Consider the following 22895-nt stretch of genomic DNA (forward strand, 5'->3'; position numbering starts at 1 on the left):
CCGAGCCCCCGTACGCGCCCCCCGCCCACCGGCGCAACAGCTGGAAGTACGGCTTCATCGCCTCCCGTTGCGAGAAGTGCGGGACGCGGCATCTGCCGCCGGACCGGGTGTGCGTGTCATGTCGCAGCGTGGACGCCATGACCGACGAGCCGATGGAGCACGTACAGGGAACGGTGGCCACCTTCACGGTGGACCGGCTCGCGCACACCCCGAGCCCGCCGATGCTCGTCGTGGTCGTCGACTACGACGGCGGAGGCCGGTTCCGCTGCCAGCTCACCGACGCCACCGAGGCCGACGCCGTGATCGGCGCCCGCGTCGAGATGACCTTCCGGCGCACGGTCACCGCCGCCGGGGTCCACAACTATTTCTGGAAGGCCCGTCCCGTGCGGTTCGGCGCCGGCCCAGAGGAAGACTGAGGAGGTACGCAGGTGACTCCACCCACGCGTAAACGCGCGGGTTTCCTGCGTCGCTGGCTAAGCAGCGTCGCAGAGGGCCAGCCCGGCCCTGTTGAGGACGTTCAATGCACCGACGTGGTCCGCATTGGCCGCGAATCCGCATGTGGTGCACTGGAACTTCGCTTGGGTGAGGCGGTTCTCCTTCGCGGTGTGCCCGCAGGACGGGCAGGTGCGGGAGGTGTTGCGGGGGTCCACCGCGACGACGGTCCGACCGGCGCTTTCAGCCTTGTTGGTGAGGATCGCGAGGAACACCCCCCAACCCGCGTCGAGAATCGATCGGTTGAGTCCGGCCTTCGCGGCCCGCTGGTTCGGCAGGAACACACCGGGCTGCTCGGGGTCAGGTTTGGGGGCGGGCGCTTTGGTCATGCCCGCGGTGTTCAGCCGCTCGTGCGCGATCACGTCGTAGTCGCGTACGAGGGTGAGCGCGGTCTTGTGCGCGTGGTCCAGGCGTTGGCGCCGGATCCTTGCGTGGATCTTGGCGACCTTCCGGGCGGCGGCGCGGTGCGCCTTGGTGCGCCGCTTGGTGCGTTTGGGGAACGTCGCCAGGTGCCGTTGCGCTGCGGCGAGTTCCTCGGCCGCCTCCTGGAGGAAGCGGGGGTTGGCGATGTGCTCGCCGGTGGAAGTGGTCAAAAAGTGGGTGACGCCCAGGTCGATGCCGACGACCTGGCCGGTGGCCGGCAGCGGCTCGGCGGGGACCTCGTCGCAGGACAGGACCACGTACCAGCGGGTCCCCTCCCGCTTGATCGTGATCGTCTTCACCCGGCCCTGCACGGGCCGGTGCTGGTGCACGCGGATGTGGCCGACGCCCTGCAGCCGGACACGGGCGACGGGGTCGTGCGGGGTGGAGTCCCAGCGGCAGCCGTCGCCGTCCTTGGGGAAGATGACGGTGTCGAAGCGGCCGACGCTCTTGAAGCGCGGGTAGCCGGGCTTCTCGCCGGTCCTGACGCGGCGGAAGAACGCGGCGAATGCCTTGTCCAGGCGGCGCAGGGTGGCCTGCTGGGAGGAGAACGACCAGCGGCCCTGGCGTTCCGGGTCGAAGGAGCGGATCTCCTTGAGCTGCGCGGACTGGTCGCCGTATTTGATGCTCGTCTTCGAGGTGTGCCGCCAGGCGTCGCGGCGTTCTTGCAGTGCGCCGTTGTAGAGCGAGCGGTGGTCGGCCAGCATCTCGCGCAGCGCCTGGGCCTGGCGGACGGTGGGGCGCAGGAGGAACTTGTACGCGCGGATCACCTCTGGCGCCTCCGCTCACGGCGCAGGGCGTCGGCGAGGAGGACGCACGCGGCAGCGTTGATCGAGATACCCGCCCCGTGGGCGTATTCCTCGACCTGTCGCTTCAAGTCCGGGGGGACACGCAGGTTTAGTGACTCCCGGCGATCTCCTCTGGCCACAACCAAAACGCTACCACTTTTGACGGTGGCTCAAGTCCAGGTCCGGATGCTGCGCTGCTCCGCGGCGCACTCGCGGGTTCGATTCCCCCACCGGCTGAAGCCGGTGGTCCCCTCGAAAGGAAACTGATGGGCTCGCACGGAATCCGTGACCGTGTCGCGATCGTCGGCATGGGCTGTACGACCTTCGGCGAACACTGGACCCGCTCGGCGGACGATCTGCTGGTCGACGCCGTCGGCGAGGCGGTGACCTCGGCCGGTATCACGCTCGACGACATCGACGCGTTCTGGTTCGGCACCCAGGCGTCCGGTGTCTCCGGCCTCGCCCTCAGCCGGGCGCTGCACCTGCCGAACAAGCCGGTCACGCGCGTGGAGAACATGTGCGCCACCGGCTCGGAGGCGCTGCGCAACGCCTGTTACGCGGTGGCCTCCGGCGCGTACGACGTCGCGATGGCCGTCGGCGTGGAGAAGCTCAAGGACTCCGGTATGTCGGGGCTCTCGGGCACGACCATGCCGGGCGCCGGTGACGACAGCCGGGGCGAGATCACCGCCCCCGCCAACTTCTCCCTCCTGGCCCCCGCCTACGCGGCCAAGTACGGCCTCGCCGAGGACGAGATGAAGGACGTCATCACCCGTATCGCCTGGAAGAACCACATCAACGGCGCCCGTAACCCCCGCGCCCAGTTCCGCAAGGAGGTGCCGCTGGAGCGCATCCGGTCGGCGCCGATCGTGGCGGGCATGCTCGGCGTCTTCGACTGTTCGGGGGTCTCCGACGGTTCGGCCGCCGCGATCGTGGTGCGGGCCGAGGACGCGTACAGGTACACGGACAAACCCGTCTTCGTGAAGGCGCTGTCCTTTGTCGCCGGTCCCGCCGACGGACTCATGGACCCCGAGTACGACTTCACCACCTTCCCCGAGGTCGTCGCGTCCGCGCAGGAGGCATACCGGCAGGCGGGCATCACCGATCCGCGTACGGAACTCGCGCTCGCCGAGGTCCACGACTGCTTCACGCCCACCGAACTGGTGCTCATGGAGGACCTGGGATTCTCCGACCGCGGCCAGGCGTGGAAGGACGTCACCAGCGGGCAGTTCGACCTGGACGGCGGACTTCCGGTGAACCCGGACGGCGGGCTGAAGGCCTTCGGCCACCCCATCGGTGCCTCGGGCCTGCGCATGATGTTCGAGGCCTGGCTCCAACTGCGCGGCGAGGCACCGCCGGATCGTACGGTCCGGACTCTGGCCGAGGGGCGCTCGCTCGCACTCACCCACAACCTGGGCGGCGGACCGGGCGAATGCGTCTCCTTCGTGTCGGTTGTCGGCAGTGAACTCACCGACTGAGTAAGGGAGTTCGTGGCATGGGACGACTCGACGGCAAGATCGCCGTAGTGACCGGAGCCGCCTCTGGCATCGGCGCGGCCACCGCGCGCCGGGTGGCGGCCGAGGGCGCGCACACGGTGGTCGCCGATCTGAACCTCGACGGCGCGAAGGCGGTGGCGGAGGAGATCACTGCCTCCGGTGGATCCGCGACGGCCGTCCTCGTGGACCTCGGCGACATCGAGAGCGTACGGGCCATGGTGGAGGCCGCGGTGGCGACGTACGGCGGACTCGACATCCTGCACAACAACGCGGCTGCCACCCATCTGGCCGCCCGTCAGGATCTCCCGGTCGCGGACGCCGATCCGGCCGTCTGGGACGACACCATGCGGATCAATCTGCGCGGGACGATGGTCGCGATCCAGGCCGCCGTCCCGCACATGATCGCGCACGGCGGCGGCTCCGTCATCAACACCACGTCCGGCTCCGGGCTTTCGGGCGATCTGCGCAATCCCGCGTACGGCGCCTCCAAGGCCGCGCTGATCAATCTGACGCAGTACGTCGCCACGCAGTACGGCAAGCAGGGCGTGCGCTGCAACGCCGTCTCTCCCGGGTTCATCGTGACCGAGGCCAAGACCGGGGAGGCGTACGAGCCGATCAAGCAGACCATGCTGCGTCACCACCTCACGCCGCGCCTCGGCCGGCCGGAGGACATCGCCGCGGCGGTGGTGTTCTTGGCCTCGGACGAGGCGGCGTTCATCACCGGGCAGACGTTGTGCGTGGACGGCGGGCTGCTGGCCCATCAGCCGTATGTGGCGGACCTGCGGGACACGTGACCCCTGCGTCAGGTCGTGGTCGGGCCTCCGGGGGAGATCAGTCCGGTTTCGTAGGCGAGTACGACGGCCTGGACGCGGTCGCGGAGGTCCAGCTTCGACAGGATGCGGCCGATGTGTGTCTTGACCGTGGTCGGGCTGAGGTGCAGCCGGTCCGCGAGTTCGGCGTTGCTGAGGCCCGTCGCGAGCAGGCGGAGCACCTCGAGCTCACGCGGGGTCAGTCCGGACAGGTCTCGGTGGAGGCCGGCGGGCCGGGCCTCTTCGCGGTGGGCGAAGCGCTCGATCAGACGGCGGGTGATCGTGGGCGCGAGCAGGGCGTCGCCGGACTGCACGAGGCGTACGGCGGCCACCAGGTGCTCGGGTGTGACGTCCTTGAGCAGGAAGCCGCTGGCGCCGGCGGTGAGCGCGGCGTAGACGTAGTGGTCGAGGTCGTACGTGGTGAGGATGATGACCCGTGTCTCCTGCGGTCCTTCGCCGCCGAGGATGCGCCGGGTGGCCTCGATGCCGTCCGTCCGCGGCATCCGGATGTCCATGAGGACGACATCGGGCCGGGTGCGCCGGACGGCGGCGACCGCCTCCGCTCCGTCGGCCGCCTCGGCCGTCACCTCGATGCCGTCAGCGGCGAGGATCATCCCGAATCCCGTACGCACCAGGGCCTGGTCGTCGGCGATGACCGCGCGCAGCGGCGGCCGGTTCACGCGATCCGCCACGGGACTCGGGCCTTGATCCGGTATCCGCCGGCGAGGGTCGGCCCGGCCGTGAGTTCGCCGCCGTAGACCGCCAGCCGTTCGCGCAGCCCGATCAGGCCGCGGCCGTTGCCGTCCGCCGGCGGTGAGTCGTGGGCGTCGCCGGTGTCGGTGACCTCGATCTCCAGACTGTCGTCGGTGTAGCCGATCATGACGGAGGCCTCGGCGCCGGGTGCGTGTTTGATCGTGTTGGTCAGTGCCTCCTGTACGACGCGATACGCCGCGAGGTCCACCCCGGGCGGCAGCGGGTCCGGGGGCAGCGACACCGCGACGCCGACCGGTGTCCCGACGGCGCGGACCCGTTCGGTGAGGGCGTCGAGCTGCCCGAGGCCGGGCTGCGGCTCCAGGCCGTCGGCGGGGGTGTCGGGGCGGCCGGTGTCAGGACCGGCCAACAGGCCCATCACATGGCGGAGTTCGGCCATGGCGGCCCGGCCTCCGGCCTCGACCGCCAGCAGTGCTTCCTTCGACCGCTCCGGCGCCGCGTCCATCACCTTGCGCGCCGCGCCCGCCTGGATGACCATCACGCTCACATTGTGGGTCACGACGTCGTGCAACTCGGCGGCTATGCGGGCGCGTTCCTCCTCGACGGCCCGGCGCGTGGCCTCTTCCTGGGCCTCCTGGAGCCGCGCGTACCGGTCCCTGCTCGCCGCCAGTTGGCGCTTCCAGATCCGTACGAGGCCGGCCAGCACCCCGGCGATGAGCAGCACGACCGCAGGGCTCGACCAGCCCGGAAGGACGGGCTCCGTGTCCCGGAACGCGAGGCCCGCCAGCACGGCGGCGATGACCAGTGCGGCCATGGCCCACATCCGGTAACGGCTGTGGACGACGGCACTGATCGCGCCGATGACGCAGGTCAACACGCTGATCCAGGAGGCGTCGTCGACCATGGCCAGCGTCGCGGCCATCACCACGGCGAACGCCGCCAGCGGATACCGGCGGCGGGCCGCCAGCGGCAGCGCCGACAGTACGACGAGCGGCCAGAGCCCTGTCAGTGACGAGGTCTCTTCCTCCGGCACCAGGGCGCCCGGAGGCGTTGGAGGCGGCGGGGGCCGGAACGGAGCGTCCCGGTCGATCTGGACCGGTCCGCTGTCGGGATACCGCGCGACCCACACCAGCGCGACGACGGTCAGCACGATGGCCAGCACCACATCGGCACGCACCGCACGCCGCGACAACGGCGCGGGCTTCGCCTCCGGTCGTAGCGCGTCGCGCAGCTGCTGACGCCATCCGCGCCGGTCCTCCGTCTCCATCGGCATATTGTGCGGCCCTTCCGCCCGGGCCCGCGTCCGCCTGCACGGCCAAAACGCCGTCCCGCAGGCGTACTTCGCAGGGATGACCCCGCCGCCGGATCCTCCGCGGGAACGGTCGGATGTCGGTGCCGTGGCCGACGCGCCACCAGAGCGCACGCCCCTACCTTCGCGGGACCGGCCAAGGCATGAGCCCGCTCGGCTCTCCCGGCCCTCTCGACCGTAAGGACGGACCACTCCATGACTCACGTGATCGAACTGGAGGGCGTGGCCAAGCGCTACGACAGCGCCGGCGCGCCCGCGCTCGGACCGCTCGACCTCAGCATCGCCCAGGGCGAGGCCCTTGCCGTGACGGGCCCTTCCGGCAGCGGCAAGTCCACCCTGCTGAACCTCGTCGCCGGCCTGGACAAGCCGACCGAAGGCACCGTGACCGTGGCCGGGCGGCGCATCGACCAGCTGAGCGAGCACGCCCTGGCCCGGTTCCGCCGCGAGCGGATCGGCATGGTCTTCCAGTTCTTCAATCTCCTCGACGACCTCACCGTCGCCGACAACATCCAGCTCCCCGCCCAACTGACCGGGACCGCGCGGCGCACGGCCGCGGCCCGCGCGGGTGAGCTCATGGAGGTGCTGGGCATCCAGAAGCACGCCCGCACCTATCCGGGCCGGCTGTCCGGAGGCGAACGCCAGCGGGTCGCGGTCGCCCGCGCGCTGGTCAACCGGCCCGCGCTGCTGCTCGCCGACGAGCCGACCGGCGCGCTCGACACCGCCTCGGGCCAGGACGTACGGGACCTGCTGGTGGATCTGCACCGCGGCGGGCAGACCATCGTGCTGGTCACACACGACCTCGCGCTGGCTCAGGCGTGCGCGAGCCGCACGATCCATCTGGTCGACGGTCACCTCGCCCTCAACACGCATGCGGAGGCCGTCCGATGAGCCGCTTCGGCACCGGCGCGCTCGGCCGGGTCGTACGCTCCGGGGTGGGCCGGCGCAGGGTGCAAACCGTGGTGATCGCCGTGGCCGTGATGATGGCCGTGGCCTCGGCCGTGGTCGCCGGATCGCTGATGGTCGCCGCGGACGCACCCTTCGACAAGGCCTTCGCCCGGCAGAACGGGCCGCACATCACCGCGGAGTACGACCCGGCGAAGGCGACCACGGCACAGCTGACGGCCACCGGCCGGCTGGACGGCGTCACCGCGACCGCGGGACCGTACCCGGTCGCGACGCTCCGCCCGGTGGACGCGGGCGGCGGCCACCTGCGGCCCATCACCCTGGCCGGGCGCTCCACCCCGCACGCCGACGTGGACGACCTGGAGCTGTCCTCCGGCCAGTGGGCGACGAAACCGGGCGAGATCGTGCTCACCTCGCAGGTCGCCGGCCCCGCCCTCGAACTCGGTACCGAGCTGAAGACCTCGGACGCCTCCGACGCCCCGACCCTGACGGTCGTCGGCATCGCCGTCTCGGCCGGCCGGTCCGCCGATGCCTGGGCAACTCCCGCCCAGGTCACGGCACTTGCCGCGAAGGACACCCCGGTCACCCATCAGATGCTCTACCGCTTCGACTCCGCGGACACCGGCGGCCACATCGCCGCCGCCCGCAAGCAGCTCGCCGCCGCCGTACCGAAAGGGGCGCTCCTCGGCACCCAGTCCTACCTGGACACCAAGCGCGCCGCCGACGCGGGCGCGGCGCCCACCATCCCCTTCCTGATCGCCTTCGGCGTGCTCGGCATCGCGATGTCGGTGATCATCGTCGGCAGTGTGGTCAGCGGCGCGGTCGGCACCGGCCTGCGCAGGATCGGCATCCTCAAGGCCATCGGCTTCACCCCGCGCGAGGTCGTCCGCGCCTATGTCGCCCAGGCGTTGATTCCGGCCGGCGTCGGCATCGGCCTCGGCGTCGTGCTGGGCAACCTGCTGGCCGTACCGCTGCTGGACGGCACCGAGCAGGCGTACGGCACCGCCTCCCTGTCGGTGGCATGGTGGGTGGACGTCGTCGTACTGGTCGCCGCGTTGCTCGTCGTGGGGATCGCGGCACTCGTCCCCGCACTGCGGGCCGGACGGCTGCGTACCGTCGAGGCCATCGCCGTCGGCCGTGCGCCGCGCACCGGGCGCGGACAGTGGGCGCACCGGGCGGCGGGCCGACTGCCGCTGCCCCGCGCGGTGACCTACGGACTCGCCGCGCCCTTCGCCCACCCGGTCCGCACGGCCGCGATGCTCCTCGCGGTGGCCTTCGGCACGGTCGCGGCGACCTTCGCCGTGGGCCTGACCTCGTCCCTGAACGCGGTCGGTGCGGCCCAGGATCCCGAGAACAGAGCGGCGGTCAGCGTCTTCACCGGCGCCGGACCGGACGTCACGCGCGGCGGACCACCCGCCCCCGCGCCGGGCACGGCCGAGCTCCCTCCAGACCCCGGGCCCGGGATGGCCGAGCTCCCGGCCGCCGCCGACCCGGCACGCGTGCGTGCCGCCATCGAGGCGCAGTCCGGCACCGCCTCGTACTACGGCAAAACCCAGCAGGACGTCACCGTCGGGGGAGTCTCCGGCATCGCCCAGGCCAGCCTCTACGAGGGCGACTCCCGCTCCGGCGCCTACGAGATGATCTCCGGCCACTGGATCACCGGTCGGGGTCAGGTCGTCGTGCCCTCGCGCTTCCTGGAGAAGACCGGCACCGAGATCGGCGACACCATACGGGTGACCCACCAGCAGCGCACCCAGACGCTGCGCATCGTCGGGGAGGCCTTCGACACCTCGGACGGCGAGCTGGAAATCCACGCGGACCTGGCCGACTTCCCGAATGCCGCACCCGGAGTGTTCCTCGTCGAGGTGAAGTCCGGCGTCTCCGCCACCGATTACGCCCGGGATCTGGCCGCGGCGGTCCAGCCCCTTGGCGGCGACGCAAGCGCCAACTCCTCCTCGGAACAGGACAACTTCGTCCTCATCCTGAACGCGATGGCCGCACTGCTCACCCTCATGCTGGTCTCCGTGGCCGGCCTCGGCGTGCTCAACTCCGTCGTCCTCGACACCCGGGAACGCGTCCATGACCTGGGCGTCTGCAAGGCGCTCGGCATGTCGCCGCGGCAGACGGTCAGCCTCGTACTCGCCTCGGTGGCCGGGATCGGCGTACTCGGCGGTCTCATCGGTGTGCCGGCCGGGTTCGCACTGCATGGCTTTGTGCTGCCCGTGATGGGGCGCGCCGCGGGCACCGAACTGCCGCCGTCGGTCCTCGAGGTGTACGAGCCCCCGCACCTGGTGCTGTTGGGCCTGGCCGGGGTCGCCATCGCGCTGCTCGGCGCGTTGATCCCGGCGGGCTGGGCGGCCAGGACCCGTACGGCTACGGCATTGCGCACGGAGTAACGCCCACTTGCCGAAGCCCGGTGCGACAGAACTCTCGGAGCAGCGTCGGCGTTCTGCGCCAGGCTGGTCATTCCTCCGCGTCGCGGACCAGGAGTGCGATCTGCACCCGGTTCTCGACCGCCAGCTTGGCGAACAGGTTGCCGGTGTGTGCCTTGACCGTCGCGACGCTGATGTTCAGTCGCTGGGCGATCTCCGGGTTGCCCAGTCCGTCCGCGATGGCCCGGGCGGTTTCCAGTTCTCGTTCGGTCAGTGTGGACAGCTGTGTCCGTGCTGCTTCGCGGGATGAGCTGCGGGCGTGAGCGGACTGGGGGCCGGTGGCTGCGGCGATCACCCGTGCCGTGGCCGCTGGGGACAGGACGGGGTTGCCGTTCGCGACGGTTCGTACCGCGTCGAGGATCTGCGGGGGTTGGGTGTCTTTGAGGACGAAGCCGAGTGCTCCGGCGCGCAGGGAGCCGAGTACCAGGTCGTCGGAGTCGAAGGTGGTCAGCATGAGTACCCGCGGCGGCGCGGGCCGGGTGAGGAGTTCCCGGGTGGTGCTGAGACCGTCGCGGCCGGGCATGCGTACGTCCATCAGGACGACGTCCGGCCGCTGTTCGTCCACCACGGTGAGCGCGGCGTCACCGTCGGCCGCTTCCGCGACGACGGTCAGGTCCGGTTCGCCGTCGATGACGAGCCGCAGCGCCATGCGCACCAGTTGTTCGTCGTCGACGATGACGACACGCACCGGTTCCTGATCGGTATCCACTCAGGTTCTCGTTTCGTGGGTGGGGTGCGGCCAGGGTAGTTGCGCGGTGAGGAGGTAGCCGTTGTCGGGGGTGGGGTGGTGGTTGAGCTTTCCGCCGGCGAGGGTGATGCGTTCGGTGAGGCCGAGCAGGCCGAATCCTGATGCCGGTGGTTGTGTGATTGCTGTGGTGGCGGGGGAGTTGAGGACGCTGAGGTTGAGTTCGCTGCCGGCTGCTCCTTCGAGGGTGATGTGTACGTGTGCGCCTGGGGCGTGTTTGGCGGCGTTGGTCAGTCCCTCCTGGACGATCCGGTAGCAGGTTCGTCCTACGGCGTCGGACGGTGTTCCCGTCACGGTGGTGGTGAGCGTGACGTCCAGGCCGGAGGTGTGGGCCTCGGCCACCAGGTCGGGGATTCGGGCGAAGTCGGGTTGGGGTGGCTCCGGGTGGCCCGGGTCGGCGCGGAGAACGCCGAGGACATCCCGTAGTTCTTCCAGGGCTTGGTGGGAGCCGTCGGCGATGCCGCGGACCAGTACGCGGTTCTCCTCGGCTGTGAGGCCGCCGCTGCGGTGGTCCAGCACTCCGGCCTGCATGGCGACCAGGGAGATCCGGTGCGCGAGTACGTCGTGCATTTCGCGGGCGATCCGGTTGCGTTCCAAGGCTCGCGCCTGTGCCGCTCGTGCGGTCTGTTCCCGTTCCGCGCTCTCCGCCCGGTCGCGCAAGGACCGCACTTCGACACGGCGCGCGCCGATTGCCATGCCTACGGCCACGGCGATGCCCGCGATCAGTATCGGGAACGTGATCTGGAGCCATAAGGAGGCGGACGAGCTCCGTACCGGGTAGAACCCGCCGGCGAACTGTGACGCGGTCACGAAGACCAGCCCGACGGCCCCGATCTCCACCGGACGGCGACGAGTGGAGATCGAGACCAGCGCCAGAAACGCGGCGCTGGAGGCGAGCGCCGACGCGGTCGAGGCGATCGCGACCGTCAGGGCGACGGCGAGCGGGAACCGCCGCCGCCACACGAGCGCCGTCAGGCAGCCGAGAGCCACCAGCGGATCACCGATGACGAACCACGGGCCCGTTTCTCCCGTCTGCTCCCGCAGCAGCACACCGATGGAGAGCCAGAGGGGGATGCCCACTGCCGCGGCCGCCACCAGCCGCCAGGTCTGCTGCCACCACCCGAGCCGTGGCGCGACGTCTGTATTCACCTGGCCATTGTCGCGACACCGTGCGGCCGGTGAGTCAGACCGAGGGCTGATGCGGCCCTAGACCAGAGTCGAAGCACCGCCTCGCCCGCGGTCGAAGACGGTTCGAGCCGCCGGGCCGATGTGGCGGCTGTGCCCGCGCGGACAGACTCGTTGCCGAGACAAGGGCCCTGTACCGCACGGGACTTCGGCAAGTCCGGTCGGCGGCGGGCCCGTCCCGAGCCCGCCCACTCCGGCGCCCCGTACGCGCCCCTCAGGAGGACACCAGATGCACAAAAAGACCTTGTCCATCGCCCTCGCCGTCACCGTGGTGACGGCGACCGCGGCGGCGCTGACCGTGACTCCGGGAGTTTCGGTGGCGACGCCGGACACGGTGGCGACGCCGGACACCCCGCGGTGGGGCCCGTGCTCGGAGAAGGCCGGCTCACCCGGTAAGGCCGCCCCACCCCGTCTCGAGTGCTCGACACTCGAAGTTCCGCTGGACTACCGCAAGCCCGACGGCCGGCAGATCGAGATCGCGATCTCCCGCCTGGCGAGCGAGAAGCCCTCGAAGCGCCGCGGCGTGCTGCTGACCAACCCGGGCGGCCCCGGCATCTCAGGACTCGGCTACCCGGCCGCTCTGGCCGCCACAAAGCTGCCGCAGAAGGTGCAGGACTCCTACGACCTGATCGGCTTCGACCCGCGCGGCACCGGCCGCAGCACGCCGGTGACCTGCGACCTGACGGAGGAACAGCAGAGCCGCGGCAACTTGCCGCCGTACGCGCACACCGCGGCCGATGTCACGCGGCAGGCGAAGAACGCGCGGACCATCGCCAAGCAGTGCGCCACCTCGAAGACGGCTTCGATGCTGCCGCATACCACCACCGCGAACGCCGCGCGCGACATGAACCGCATCCGGGAGGCACTGGGCGAGCCGAAGGTCTCGTACCTCGGTGGGTCCTACGGCACCTATCTCGGTTCGGTGTACACGACGCTCTTCCCGGAGCGCAGCGACCGGATCGTGCTCGACAGCAACCTGGGCCCCGGCGGCTACGACGTCACGGCCATGCGGTCGCTCGCCCGTGGATTCGAGGACCGGTTCCCGGACTTCGCGGCGTTCGCGGCAGAACGCCCCGAGTACGGTCTGGGCACCACACCGGAGCAGGTGACCGCGAAGTTCTTCGAGCTCGCGAAGCGGTTGGAGGAGAAGCCGGTCCGGGGCATCGACGCGACGCTGTTCCGCGGGTTCACCTTCGACCTCCTCTACACCGATGCGGGCATGACCTCGGTGGCCGAGATGTGGCAGGCGCTCGACAAGGATCAGCCGCTGCCGCCCAACACCCCGCCGGCGATAGAGAACCTGGAGAACCTCATGTCCGCCCGTTTCAATGTGATCTGCGGCGATTCGCGCTGGCCGGAGACGGTCGAGGAGTACCAGCGAATGGTCGCGGTCGACCGGGAGAAGTACCCGATGATGGGCGGGTCCGCGGCGAACATCGGACCGTGCGCGTTCTGGCCGGAGCCGATCGAGAAGCCGGTGAAGATCGGTGACCGGGGCCCGTCGAACGTGCTCATCGTGCAGAACGAGCGCGACCCGGGGACGCCGCTGGCCGACGCCAAGAAGCTGCGGAAGGCGCTCGGGAAGCGGGCCACGATGGTGACGGCCGACCAGGGCGGGCACGGTGTCTATCCGTTCGGCTCCAACACGTGCGCGAACGACGCGGTGACGACATTCCTGACCACCGGGCAGCGCCCGTCGCAGGACCTCGCCTGCGCGGCCGAGCCCAGCAAGTAACGGGAGCGGAAGCATGCTCAAGGAGTGGCGGCATCGTCGGGCCGTGCAGCGGGTCAAGCCCGGGGACGGGCGACCGTTGAAGCGTTTCCGCTGGTGGCAGATGCTGACCCGCGCACTGTTCCATCTCCGGCTGACGCACGACGACGGCCGGCAGACGCTCTACACCGTCGACGTCAAGCATCAGAATCAGTCGGAGGGCTACGTCAAGGCCCACCTGTACCTCGAGGGCAGGCACCACGCCGAGTCCAAAGTCCCCGCCGTCTTCACCGTCCAGGGCGGCACCGTCGAGGTGAGGGCGAGTGCCTTCGGGCTCAAGCGCTGCCACTACGTCACCGCCGAGGGGGCCGAGCACCAACTCGTCCCGGACCCCGCCTCCGCCGAGGGGCGCCGCGCACACCTCGACCGATCGCACCCCGCACTGAGCCGCGGGATCGGTTTCCTCTCGCGGATCGTGCTCGTCACCGGCCTGGTCATCCTGATCCTTCAGCTCGCCGAACAGGTCACCCGGGCGCCGGAGGGGATCGCCCAGTACGTCGGGACCTTCACCTCGCCCATCGATCTGCCGGCCTGGGGCAACGCCGTGATCGGGCTCGTCACTGTGGCGGCCAGCACGGAGCGGGCGCTGCGGCTGCGCTACAACTGGCTGCTCGACGGCGGGGCGGGCTGACGCCGAGTAGCTGGGGCGCCGCGACGGGCAGCCGAGGGGTTCACGCCGTACTTGGCGTGGAAGGCGCGGGTGAAGTGCGCCTGGCCGACGAAGCACCAGTGGGCGGCGATCGCCGCGATGCTGCGATGGGCGAGCAGCGGGTCGGCCAGGTCACGCATCGCCGCTTCGAGGCGGCGAGAACGTATGTAGTCGGTGACAGTGCATTGCTCGTGCTCGAACAGTCGGTGCAGTGTGCGCGCGCTCATGTGGTGCACGGCGGCGACCCGCGCATGGGTCAGATCGGGTTCGGCGAGGTGCGCTCTGATGTAGGTCAGGATCTGCAGCCGCAAGGCGTCCGCTGCGCCATCGTTGCCACAGGGGGCGGCGTCGCTCAATGCCGCCGCCACCAGATGCAGCCCCGCTTCGCCGAGCCGGTCGGCGGATGTCCGGGGGATCGAATCTCGCTGCGAAACCGCGGACGATACGAAGCCGGCCAGCACCGCGCCAGGTCCGTCCGCGAGTGGATAGGCATGGCTCATCGACGTGACGACCATGCGCTCGGGCAGGCTCAACGAGCCCCGGGGAAAGGCCATGACCGCGCACGACCACTGCCGCTCCAGGCGCAGGTGGTACGGCCTGCCGGTGTCGTAGATCGCCATCTGCCCGGGCGCGATCGCGATCTCGCGATCGTCCTGGCACACGGTGGCGTACCCGCTCAGCTGTACGCAGATCTTGAGCAGGTCGATCGGTGTCTGCCGTACGGCCCTGGGGGTGCGCCGCACGATCTGCGGGGTGCCGCTCACCCGGTAGGCAGCGATCGTCCCGAGCTGCGTGCCGGCCATCCGCCCATGGGCGGCCCGCGCTCCGATGGCCTCGGGGACGAGCCGGCCGAAAGCACCGCCCAACTGCTCTCGCCAGAGTTCGGCCGGGAGAGAGCCTGACTGTTCCGTCCCTGCGGTCGACGACATCACTGTGTGTGCCCTCCCACCAGACTTGGCCTTGCGCGACAAAGGCCGAGGCGGAATCAGTCAACAACTCTGCAACGTGACTGACAAGAATCTGTAGCAGGTTTTTCACCGTGCGGGCGATGGGGCCGGCGCGGACCGCCGAACCAGAGGTGGTGGGCTGTGGTGGCCATGGCTGCTCGTTACGACTACGTGGTGATCGGTGCCGGGTCGGCCGGCTGCGTTCTGGCCGCGAGGCTGTCGGAAGATCACGACACCCGCGTTCTCCTGCTCGAATCCGGTCCTTCCGACGACGCGCCCGAGATTGCCGTGCCACCCGCGTGGCCCGCGCTGTGGGGCACGGAGATCGACTACTCCTACGACACCGTTCCCCAGCCCGGCACCGGCGGGGTGGTCCACAACTGGCCTCGGGGGCGCACGCTCGGCGGGTCGAGCAGCATCAACGCAATGGTGTACCTGCGGGGGCACGGCGCGGACTTCGACGCGTGGGCCAAGGCGGGCTGCGACGGCTGGGACTACGCCTCCGTGCTGCCCTACTTCCGTCGCATGGAGACTGTCAGCGGCCAGGATCCGCAGTACCGGGGTGGGGACGGCCCGATGCGTCCGGCTCCGTCGGCGCAGCCGAATCCGCTGTCGCAGGTCTTCCTCGACGCGGCGGCGGCGACCGGTCATCCGCTGACGGACGACTTCAACGGAGCGGTGCAGGAGGGTGCCGGCTGGCATGACCTGTCGATCACGGAGGGGCATCGCCAGAGCACCGCGGCGGCCTATCTGCACCCGGTCCGTGACAGCCGTCCGAATCTCACGGTCGCGACGGAGTCTCGTGCCCACAGGCTGCTGTTCGACGGCACACGCTGCACCGGTGTCGCGTACGAACGCCGCGGCGAGGTCGTCACCGCGTACGCGGACGCGGAGGTGGTGGTCAGCGCGGGCACGATCGACACGCCTCGGCTGCTGCTTCTCTCCGGTGTGGGCGCGGCCGACGAGTTGGAGCAGGCGGGTGTCGCGGTCGTGCACGATCTGCCCGGTGTCGGCCGCAACCTGCACGACCATCCGCTGTGCGGGATCGTGTACGAGGCGAGCCGGCCCATCCCGCCAGGGCTCGCCAACCATGCCGAGGTGTCGATGCTGTGGCGCAGCGACCAGGCCCTCGCGGGCCCGGACATGCAGCTGATGTTCATCCACCTGCCATTCCACCCACCGACCCTTCAGGCCCCGGAGAACAGCTTCACCTTCGGCGTCGCCACGGTGCCCGAGGCACGCGGCTCGATCCGGATCGCGGGGCCCGATCCGCAGACGCCGCCGCTGATCGATCCGAACTACCTGGGCGCGGAGTCCGATGTGCGCAGGCTGCTGCACGGCATCGAGGTCGCCCGGGAGATCGCCGCCTCCGAAGCGTTCGCTCCCTGGCGTGCCCGCGAGGTGCTTCCCGGACCCGACGTCACGGACGAGGCCGGTCTGCGGGAGTTCATCGCCCGGGGCACCGGGACCTACTACCACCCGGTCGGCACCTGCGCGATGGGCGTCGGGCCGGAGGCCGTCGTGGCGCCCGATCTGCGGGTGCACGGCCTGGACGGCCTGCGGGTGGCCGACGCCTCGGTCATGCCGAGGCTCGTCTGCGTCAACACCAACGCCGCCACGATCATGATCGGCGAGAAGGCAGCGGACCTCATCCGCCGGCCCGGCGCCTGACCACCCGAGCTCACGCGAAGCTGAGGAGAACCCCGCGATGACCGAACTGCTCGATGACGTTTCCTGGCAGGGCAAGATCTACAGCAATGGCTGGACCACCGCCCACGGCGGTGTGCTGGACAGCACCGAACCGGCGACGGGTTCCGTCCTGGCCCAGGTCGGCCTCGCCGATGCCGACGACGTGGCGGCCGCGACCGCCCGAGCCGCCCAGGCACAGGCCGAATGGGCCGCGCAGACCGGCCCGTCCCGCGCCGCCGTGATCCGCAAGGCCGCCGCCGTCCTAGCCGACAACCGTGCGGAGTTCGAGCGCTGGCTCGTCCGCGAGGGCGGAGCGGTGCCGGGCAAGGCGGCGTTCGAAGTCGACCTGGTGCTGGGGGAGTTGTGGGAGGCGGCGGCGCTGCCCACCCAGCCCTGGGGACACCTGCTGCCGGCCAGTGAGCCCGGCCGGGAGAGCGTCGCCCGCCGGGTGCCGCTCGGCGTGGTCGGTGTGATCAGTCCGTGGAACTTCCCGTTCATCCTCTCCGTCCGGGCCGTCGCGCCGGCACTGGCGCTGGGCAACGCGGTCGTCCTGAAGCCGGACGTACAGACGGCGGTGTCAGGAGGCACGCTGGTCGCGCGGCTCTTCGAGGCCGCCGGTCTGCCCGACGGGTTGCTGCATGTGCTGCCCGGGGGCGCCGGACCCGGCGCGGCGCTGGTCGAGGACCCGAACGTCGCCATGATCGCCTTCACCGGCTCGACGGCGGTCGGCCGTGAGGTCGGCGCCACCGCCGGGCGCACGCTGAAGCGGGTCTCGCTCGAACTCGGCGGCAACAACGCCCTGATCGTGCTCGACGACGCCGACCTGGAGATCGCCAGTTCGGCGGGGGCCTGGGGCGCGTTCCTGCACCAGGGCCAGGTCTGTATGACCGCGGGCCGGCACATCGTGCTCGAATCCGTCGCCGACGAATACCTCGACCGGCTGGCCAAGCGGGCGCAGGGACTTCCGGTGGGCGATCCGTTCACGGGGCAGGTGGCCCTCGGGCCGCTGATCAACGAGCGGCAGCGGGACAACGTGCACCGGATCGTGGAGGAGACCGTCGGTGCGGGGGCCGAGGTCAGGGCCGGCGGCTCGTACGACGGGCTGTTCTACCAGCCCACCGTGCTGGCCGGCGTGACCACATCGATGCCCGCGTTCCGCGAGGAGATCTTCGGACCCGTGGCGCCGGTCGTCGTCGTGCGCGACGAGGCCGAGGCGGTCGCGGTCGCCAACAACACCGAGTACGGGCTGGTCGCCGCGGTGCAGACGGGATCCCCGGAGCGTGGCCGCGAGTTGGCGCGACGGCTGCGGACCGGCATCGTCCACATCAACGACCAGACCCTGAACAACGACGCGTACGCACCCTTCGGCGGTACGGGCGCCTCCGGCAACGGCAGCCGGTTCGGCTCCCAGAGCAGCTGGGACGAGTTCACCCAGTGGCAGTGGGTCACCTTCCGCGAGCAGGCGCACGCCTTCCCGTTCTAGCCCTCCGGGGAGCTAGCCCTCCGGGGAGCCGCTGCCGAACGTACGTACTTCGGCGTCTGGCCAGTGTGCGGTCGTGCGTGTGCCGGGCGGTTCTCACCGCCCGGCACACGCACGACGCCAGAGGCAGGGCCGGAGCGGGGAACCCGTCCAATCCCACGTTCTACAGAACCTTGACGCACTGCGGTATTTCTGTAGAAGATTCCTCTATCGGTACCTGCGCTAGCGCGAGGAGGCGCTCGTCATGGTGGTGGCAAGCAAGCCGGACGTGGTCGATGCCGCGAACGGAGCGCCGGAGTCCACGGGCACGGTGGTGGTGACCTTCGACCGGAGCCCGGACAGGTACCGGCACTGGAAGCTGCGCATCGACGGGCCGGTCGCGTGGCTGGAGATGGACGTCGACGAGCAGGGCGGCCTGGTCCCGGGATACGAGCTGAAGCTCAACTCCTATGACCTGGGCGTGGACATCGAGCTGTACGACGCACTGCAGCGGCTGCGGTTCGAGCACCCCGAGGTGCGGTCGGTGGTGGTGACCAGCGCGAAGGAGAAGGTCTTCTGCGCCGGGGCGAACATCCGGATGCTCGCGGCCTCCCCGCACCACTGGAAGGTGAACTTCTGCAAGTTCACCAACGAGACCCGCAACAGCATGGAGGACGCCTCGGAGCACTCCGGGCTGACCTTCATCGCAGCGGTCAACGGCTCCTGCGCGGGCGGCGGTTACGAACTCGCGCTGGCCTGCGACAAGATCCTGCTGATCGACGACAACTCCTCGTCGGTGGCCCTGCCCGAGGTCCCGCTCCTGGGCGTGCTGCCCGGGACCGGCGGGCTGACCCGGGTCACCGACAAGCGCCGCGTACGCAAGGATCTGGCCGATCTCTTCGCCACCCGCAGCGACGGCGTACGAGGCAAGACGGCGGTGGACTGGCGGCTGGTCGACGAGGTCGTCCCGCGCCGGGACTTCCGTACGGTCGTCGAACAGCGCGCCGTGGAAGCGGCCGAGCACAGCACCCGGCCGACGGACGCCGAGGGTGTCGAACTGACACCGCTGGAGCGGGACGTCACCGAGGACGGCATCACGTACCCGTACGTGCGCGCCGAGTACGACCGGCCGCTCGGCCTGGTCCGCATCACCGTACGGGGCCCCGTCGAGGACGCCCCCGCCGACGCCGCCGCGATCCACGACGAGGGAGCCGACGGGTGGCTGCTGGCCGTCACCCGCGAGCTCGACGACCTGATCCTGCGGCTGCGGGCGAACGAGACCGAGCTGGGCACCTGGGTGCTCCGCACGGAGGGCGATTCCGCGCTCGTACTGGCCCATGAGCAGGCGGTGTTGGGCGCCGCCGCCGAGGGCGACTGGCTCAGCAACGAGATCGTGCACTACTACAAGCGCACCCTGAAGCGGCTCGACGTCACCAGCCGCAGCCTCATCGCGCTCATCGAGCCGGGCAGCTGCTTCGCGGGTCTGCTGCTGGAGCTGGCCCTGGCCTGCGATCTGCAGTACATGCTGGACGGCCCGCCCATCGAGGACCCGGACAGCGACGAGCGCGCCCAACTCGCTCTCTCCGAGGCGAACTTCGGCACCTTCCCCATGGGCAACGGCCTGTCCCGCCTCCAGTCCCGCTTCTACCAGGAGGACGACCACCTCGAGTGGCTGCGCCGTGAGGCCGGGCAGCCGCTGAGCCCCGCCCAGGCCCGCGAACTCGGCCTCGTCACCGACGCGCCCGACGACATCGACTGGGAGGACGAGATCCGCATCGTCCTGGAGAGCCGGGCGGCGCTGAGCCCGGACGCCCTGACCGGCATGGAGGCCAACCACCGGTTCGTCGGCCCGGAGACCATGGAGACCAAGATCTTCGGACGGCTCACCGCCTGGCAGAACTGGATCTTCATACGCCCCAACGCCGCCGGCCCCGAGGGCGCGCTGCGCCGCTACGGCACCGGCCAGAAAGCGGTCTACGACCGGAAGCGAGTGTGACCCGATGCCCACGAAGATCGACTACGACTCCAAGATCCCCAACAACGTCGCTCTCGCCGACGACCGCCGTCTGCAGCGGGCGCTGGAGGGCTGGCAGCCCAAGTTCCTCAACTGGTGGGGCGAGATGGGCCCGGAGCTGGAGAACCGAGGCGTCTACCTGCGCACCGCCGTGTCGGTCGGCCGCGACGGCTGGGCCCACTTCGACCACGTCAACGTGCCCGACTACCGCTGGGGCATCTTCCTCGCCGAGCGCGACCCCGACCGCCGCGTCGCCTTCGGCGAGCACAAGGGGCAGCCTGTCTGGCAGCAGGTGCCCGGCGAGTACCGCGCCGACCTGCAACGGCTGATCGTCATCCAGGGCGACACCGAGCCGGCCTCCGTCGAGCAGCAGCGCCTCCTCGGCCTGACCGCCCCGAGCCTGTACGACCTGCGCAACCTCTTCCAGGTCAACGTGGAGGAGGGCCGGCACCTGTGGGCGATGGTCTACCTGCTGCACGCCTACTTCGGCCGGGAGGGCCGCGAGGAGGCCGAGGCGCTGCTCCACCGCAACTCCGGCAGCCCCGACTCGCCGCGCATCCTGGGCGCGTTCAACGAGGAGACCGCCGACTGGCTGGCCTTCTTCATGTTCACGTACTTCACCGACCGGGACGGCAAGTACCAACTCGGCTCGCTCAAGGAGAGCGCCTTCGACCCGCTGTCGCGGACCTGCACCTTCATGCTGAAGGAGGAGGCGCACCACATGATGGTCGGCACCACCGGCGTCGACCGCGTGGTGACCCGCAGCGCCCAACTGGCCCGCGAGCACGACACGTTGGACATCGCCGCCTGCGGCGGCATCCCACTGGACATCATCCAGAAGTACATCAATTTCCACTACACGGTCTCCCTGGACCTCTTCGGCAGCGAGACCTCCACCAACGCGGCGAACTACTACACCGCCGGGCTCAAGGGCCGCTGGCAGGAGGAGCGCCGCAAGGACGACCACCGGCTCACCGACCACAGCGCCTTCCTGGACAAGCCGCTGGCGGACGGCACCTGGTCGCAGGACGAGGTCCCCGTGCTGCTCGCCCTCAACCTGGACCTGCGCGACGAGTACATCTCCGATTGCGAGAACGGCCTCAAGCGCTGGAACCGGATCCTGGAGGAGCACGGGATCGCCTTCCGGCTGAAGCTGCCGCACCCCGGCTTCAACCGGAACGTCGGCCTCGCCTCCGGCTACCACGTCACCCCCGACGGCACGATCGTCGACGAGCAGACCTGGGAGGCGAGCCGCCACCACTGGCTGCCCACCGCCGAGGACCTGGCGTTCGTACGGTCGCTGATGCAGCCCGTGTACGACCGCGGCAGGATCGCGAGCTGGGTCGCGCCGCCGGTCAACGGCATCAACGGCCAGCCGTTCGACTACGAGTACGTCCGACTGGTGTGAGGTGAGCCGGATGCCTGAGGCGTTCAACACGGCGGACTACCTGGTCGACCGGCACGTGCGGGAGGGCAACGGCGCCCGCACGGCGCTCGTCACTCCCACACGCACGCTGACCTACGAGCAGTTGTCGGCGGAGGTCCGCCGCGTGGCGGCCGGGCTACGGGCCCTCGGCGTACGCCCGGAAGAGCGCGTCCTGCTGTGCATGGTGGACGACATCGAGCTCTTCACCGGCATCCTCGCCGCCTTCCACATCGGCGCCGTGGCCGTCCCCGCGTCGACCATGCTCACCGGTCCGGAACTGGGCAAGCTGGTGGCCGACGCGCGCTGCCGGGTGGTGCTGGGCTCCGCCGAGTTCGCGCCGGTCGTACGCGCGGCGCTCCAGCAGGCGCCGGAGGTCGAGCACACCGTCCTGACCGGAGAAGACAGCACAGGACTGCCCGGCCACGTCCAGGGCCGCACCTGGCAGCAGCTGCTGGACGCCGGCACCGGTACGGACGACGGGCCGTATCCGACCTGGCCGGACTCGCCCGCCCTGTGGCTGTACACATCGGGCACCACGGGCACGCCCAAGGCGGCCATGCACCGCCACGTCGACATCAAGTTCGTATCGGAGAACTACGGGCAGCGGGTGCTGGGCATCGGCCCGGAGGACCGCTGCCTGTCCGTCGCGAAGCTCTTCTTCGCGTACGGCATCGGCAACTCGCTGTTCTTCCCGCTGGCGGCGGGCGCCACAGCGCTGCTGGAACCTTCCAGGCCGTCTCCCGCGCTGTTCGCGAAGCGGGCGGCCGGCGACCGGGCCACGGTCCTGTTCGGCACCCCCAGCTTCTTCGGGCCGCTGCTCGCGAGCGCCGACATCCCGGACGACGCCTTCGCGACGGTACGGATCGGGGTCTCGGCCGGAGAAGCGCTGCCCGCGCGGATGTACGAGGGGATGCTGCAACAGTTCGGTGTGGAGGTGCTCGACGGCATCGGATCCACCGAGATGCTGCACATCTTCATCTCCAACCGTTCGGGCCGGGTCCACCCGGGCTCCTCCGGCGAACCCGTCCCCGGGTACAAGGTGGAGCTGCGCGACATCGAGGGCCACGTGGTGGAGGACGATGGCACACCGGGCGAGCTCCACGTGCGCGGGGAGTCCGCGGCCACCGGCTACTGGTGCCGGGCCGAGACCACGCGTCAGGTCTTCCTCGGCGACTGGGTCCGCACCGGCGACACCTACATCCGCAACGCCGACGGCACCTACACCTGCATGGGCCGCACCAACGACCTGCTCAAGGCGGGCGGCATCTGGGTCGCACCCGCCGAGGTGGAGGAGCGACTCCTCGCCCATCCGGACGTGGCCGAGGTCGCCGTGGTCGGCGTACCGGACGCGGACGGCCTGGACAAACCGGTCGCCTGCGTGGTGCCCAGGCCCGGGCGCGAGGTCGACCCGGACGCCCTCGTCGCCTGGTGCCGGGAGGGCCTGGCGGCCTTCAAGCGCCCGCGCGGTGTCGTCGGGCTGCCCGAGCTGCCCCGGACGCCCACGGGGAAGATCCGCCGGAATGTGTTGCGGGCCATGGTGCGCGACGGGTCGTGGGCGGAGTCGCCGTCGTCGTCCGCGAGTTCAGGCTGAGTCCCCCAAGGAGTCTTCGCCCCTGCCGGAGCAGGCGCGGCAGTTACCGGTCGAGCTGGCCC

General features: G+C 70.4%; 18 protein-coding genes. 12 read left to right on the forward strand and 6 right to left on the reverse strand.

Annotated elements, in window-relative coordinates:
* Nucleotides 1–416, forward strand: a 416-nt coding sequence (locus G6048_RS34460; protein WP_206342471.1) for a Zn-ribbon domain-containing OB-fold protein, incomplete at its 5' end; no start/stop codon positions are given.
* Nucleotides 417–473: 57 nt separating this feature from the next.
* Here G6048_RS34460 and G6048_RS34465 read toward each other — a convergent pair.
* Nucleotides 474–1682, reverse strand: coding sequence for an RNA-guided endonuclease InsQ/TnpB family protein (locus tag G6048_RS34465; RefSeq protein WP_165343523.1), 1209 nt, complete (start codon nt 1680–1682; stop codon nt 474–476).
* A 284-nt stretch (nt 1683–1966) separates the two neighbouring features.
* Here G6048_RS34465 and G6048_RS34470 point away from each other — a divergent pair, with 284 nt between their 5' ends.
* Together G6048_RS34470 and G6048_RS34475 are read left to right on the forward strand one after the other, a co-directional pair.
* Nucleotides 1967–3175 carry an acetyl-CoA acetyltransferase gene (locus tag G6048_RS34470; protein ID WP_165343524.1) on the forward strand — a complete coding sequence of 403 codons (1209 nt, stop codon included), beginning with the start codon at nt 1967–1969 and terminating at the stop codon, nt 3173–3175.
* A 17-nt stretch (nt 3176–3192) separates the two neighbouring features.
* Entirely contained in the window at nt 3193–3987 is a 795-nt protein-coding gene (locus tag G6048_RS34475; RefSeq protein WP_165343525.1) for an SDR family NAD(P)-dependent oxidoreductase, read from the forward strand.
* Between the two features lie 8 nt (nt 3988–3995).
* On the opposite strand, the gene G6048_RS34480 is transcribed toward G6048_RS34475, so the two are convergent.
* Nucleotides 3996–4694 (reverse strand): response regulator, encoded by a 699-nt coding sequence (locus tag G6048_RS34480; protein WP_165343526.1) that lies wholly within the window; start codon nt 4692–4694, stop codon nt 3996–3998.
* Nucleotides 4679–5980, reverse strand: coding sequence for a sensor histidine kinase (locus tag G6048_RS34485; RefSeq protein ID WP_165343527.1), 1302 nt, complete (start codon nt 5978–5980; stop codon nt 4679–4681). Before G6048_RS34485 ends, G6048_RS34480 begins: the two co-directional genes overlap by 16 nt.
* 237 nt (nt 5981–6217) lie before the next feature.
* On the opposite strand from G6048_RS34485, the gene G6048_RS34490 reads away from it, so the two are divergent.
* Nucleotides 6218–6910, forward strand: coding sequence for an ABC transporter ATP-binding protein (locus G6048_RS34490; protein WP_165343528.1), 693 nt, complete (start codon nt 6218–6220; stop codon nt 6908–6910).
* Nucleotides 6907–9321, forward strand: a complete 2415-nt coding sequence (locus G6048_RS34495) for an ABC transporter permease (RefSeq protein WP_165343529.1) — start codon at nt 6907–6909, stop codon at nt 9319–9321. The genes G6048_RS34490 and G6048_RS34495 overlap by 4 nt, the downstream gene beginning before the upstream one ends.
* 67 nt (nt 9322–9388) lie before the next feature.
* Here the strand turns inward: G6048_RS34495 and G6048_RS34500 are convergent, their stop codons facing one another.
* Nucleotides 9389–10066: a response regulator gene (locus tag G6048_RS34500; RefSeq protein ID WP_165343530.1), complete on the reverse strand. Its 678-nt coding sequence runs from the start codon at nt 10064–10066 to the stop codon at nt 9389–9391.
* Nucleotides 10067–11251 (reverse strand): sensor histidine kinase, encoded by a 1185-nt coding sequence (locus G6048_RS34505; RefSeq protein ID WP_165343531.1) that lies wholly within the window; start codon nt 11249–11251, stop codon nt 10067–10069.
* 265 nt (nt 11252–11516) lie between these two features.
* On the opposite strand from G6048_RS34505, the gene G6048_RS34510 reads away from it, so the two are divergent.
* Both G6048_RS34510 and G6048_RS34515 read left to right on the forward strand, forming a co-directional pair.
* Nucleotides 11517–13022: an alpha/beta hydrolase gene (locus G6048_RS34510; RefSeq protein ID WP_165343532.1), complete on the forward strand. Its 1506-nt coding sequence runs from the start codon at nt 11517–11519 to the stop codon at nt 13020–13022.
* 13 nt (nt 13023–13035) lie between these two features.
* Nucleotides 13036–13689 (forward strand): hypothetical protein, encoded by a 654-nt coding sequence (locus tag G6048_RS34515; protein WP_165343533.1) that lies wholly within the window; start codon nt 13036–13038, stop codon nt 13687–13689.
* Here the strand turns inward: G6048_RS34515 and G6048_RS34520 are convergent.
* Entirely contained in the window at nt 13656–14636 is a 981-nt protein-coding gene (locus tag G6048_RS34520; RefSeq protein ID WP_165343534.1) for an AraC-like ligand-binding domain-containing protein, read from the reverse strand. The two genes, G6048_RS34515 and G6048_RS34520, sit on opposite strands and share 34 nt — an antisense overlap.
* 168 nt (nt 14637–14804) lie before the next feature.
* Between G6048_RS34520 and G6048_RS34525 the strand changes: the two genes are divergently transcribed.
* The 5 genes from G6048_RS34525 (at nt 14805) to G6048_RS34545 (ending at nt 22833) form a co-directional block, all read left to right on the forward strand.
* Nucleotides 14805–16325 (forward strand): GMC family oxidoreductase, encoded by a 1521-nt coding sequence (locus G6048_RS34525; protein ID WP_165343535.1) that lies wholly within the window; start codon nt 14805–14807, stop codon nt 16323–16325.
* A 37-nt stretch (nt 16326–16362) separates the two neighbouring features.
* On the forward strand, nt 16363–17826 hold the full coding sequence (locus G6048_RS34530) for a benzaldehyde dehydrogenase (protein ID WP_165343536.1): 1464 nt from the start codon (nt 16363–16365) through the stop codon (nt 17824–17826).
* A gap of 241 nt (nt 17827–18067) precedes the next feature.
* Nucleotides 18068–19798, forward strand: a complete 1731-nt coding sequence (gene boxC, locus G6048_RS34535; RefSeq protein WP_165343537.1) for a 2,3-epoxybenzoyl-CoA dihydrolase — start codon at nt 18068–18070, stop codon at nt 19796–19798.
* Nucleotides 19799–19802: 4 nt separating this feature from the next.
* The gene (gene boxB, locus G6048_RS34540) at nt 19803–21224 is read left to right on the forward strand and encodes a benzoyl-CoA 2,3-epoxidase subunit BoxB (protein WP_165343538.1); all 1422 of its coding nucleotides are present in this window, start codon (nt 19803–19805) and stop codon (nt 21222–21224) included.
* 10 nt (nt 21225–21234) lie between these two features.
* Nucleotides 21235–22833 carry a benzoate-CoA ligase family protein gene (locus G6048_RS34545; RefSeq protein ID WP_165343539.1) on the forward strand — a complete coding sequence of 533 codons (1599 nt, stop codon included), beginning with the start codon at nt 21235–21237 and terminating at the stop codon, nt 22831–22833.
* Nucleotides 22834–22895 lie beyond the last annotated feature (62 nt).

Source organism: Streptomyces ureilyticus (assembly GCF_011045025.1).
GTDB lineage: Bacteria > Actinomycetota > Actinomycetes > Streptomycetales > Streptomycetaceae > Streptomyces > Streptomyces ureilyticus.

Bases quoted from the DNA above. Each gene is read 5' to 3' on its own strand.
- G6048_RS34470 (WP_165343524.1), top strand. From the start codon at position 1,967: ATGGGCTCGCACGGAATCCGTGACCGTGTCGCGATCGTCGGCATGGGC.
- G6048_RS34475 (WP_165343525.1), top strand. From the start codon at position 3,193: ATGGGACGACTCGACGGCAAGATCGCCGTAGTGACCGGAGCCGCCTCT.
- G6048_RS34485 (WP_165343527.1), bottom strand. From the start codon at position 5,980: ATGGAGACGGAGGACCGGCGCGGATGGCGTCAGCAGCTGCGCGACGCG.
- G6048_RS34490 (WP_165343528.1), top strand. From the start codon at position 6,218: ATGACTCACGTGATCGAACTGGAGGGCGTGGCCAAGCGCTACGACAGC.
- G6048_RS34495 (WP_165343529.1), top strand. From the start codon at position 6,907: ATGAGCCGCTTCGGCACCGGCGCGCTCGGCCGGGTCGTACGCTCCGGG.
- G6048_RS34510 (WP_165343532.1), top strand. From the start codon at position 11,517: ATGCACAAAAAGACCTTGTCCATCGCCCTCGCCGTCACCGTGGTGACG.
- G6048_RS34515 (WP_165343533.1), top strand. From the start codon at position 13,036: ATGCTCAAGGAGTGGCGGCATCGTCGGGCCGTGCAGCGGGTCAAGCCC.
- G6048_RS34520 (WP_165343534.1), bottom strand. From the start codon at position 14,636: ATGTCGTCGACCGCAGGGACGGAACAGTCAGGCTCTCTCCCGGCCGAA.
- G6048_RS34525 (WP_165343535.1), top strand. From the start codon at position 14,805: ATGGCTGCTCGTTACGACTACGTGGTGATCGGTGCCGGGTCGGCCGGC.
- G6048_RS34530 (WP_165343536.1), top strand. From the start codon at position 16,363: ATGACCGAACTGCTCGATGACGTTTCCTGGCAGGGCAAGATCTACAGC.
- boxC (WP_165343537.1), top strand. From the start codon at position 18,068: ATGGTGGTGGCAAGCAAGCCGGACGTGGTCGATGCCGCGAACGGAGCG.
- boxB (WP_165343538.1), top strand. From the start codon at position 19,803: ATGCCCACGAAGATCGACTACGACTCCAAGATCCCCAACAACGTCGCT.
- G6048_RS34545 (WP_165343539.1), top strand. From the start codon at position 21,235: ATGCCTGAGGCGTTCAACACGGCGGACTACCTGGTCGACCGGCACGTG.